Annotated in this window: 1 pseudogene; it reads left to right on the plus strand. The window is 63.1% G+C overall.

Features of this window, described 5'->3' with window-relative positions:
- Window positions 1-474: pseudogene (locus AAIR21_RS27900) on the plus strand (ImcF-related family protein); the annotation flags it as partial.

Consider the following 474-nt stretch of genomic DNA (forward strand, 5'->3'; position numbering starts at 1 on the left):
TCGGGCAGGCCCTGTTTGTGCAGCCGCTGGATCTGGCCTGGCGTCAGGTACTGGCTCCGGCGGCGGGGGGGCTGAACGCCCGCTGGCAGAGTGCCATCGTGAGGCCGTGGAATACCGCCTTTACCGGACGCTATCCGTTCAGCGCCACCGGCAGCGACGCCTCTTTACCGATGCTGGCGCAGTTTTTACGGGCGGATACGGGAAGGATCTCCACCTTCCTGCACGCGAATCTGGGGGGCATGCTGCGTCTGGAAGGCAACCGCTGGGTGGTGGATCCTGCGGCCAGCCAGGGGATGCGTATCAACCCGGCGTTTCTCGCATCGGTGAACCAGCTGACCGCGCTTTCCGACATCGTCTTTGCGGGTGGTGATGCCGGGGTTCATTTTGAACTCCTGCCCCGACCGTCGAAAGACGTGGCCCGGATGCAGCTGACGGTGGACGGACAACAGCTGGATTACTTTAACCAGATGGAGA

The sequence above is a fragment of the Enterobacter sp. PTB genome (genome assembly GCF_051130085.1).
GTDB lineage: Bacteria > Pseudomonadota > Gammaproteobacteria > Enterobacterales > Enterobacteriaceae > Enterobacter > Enterobacter ludwigii.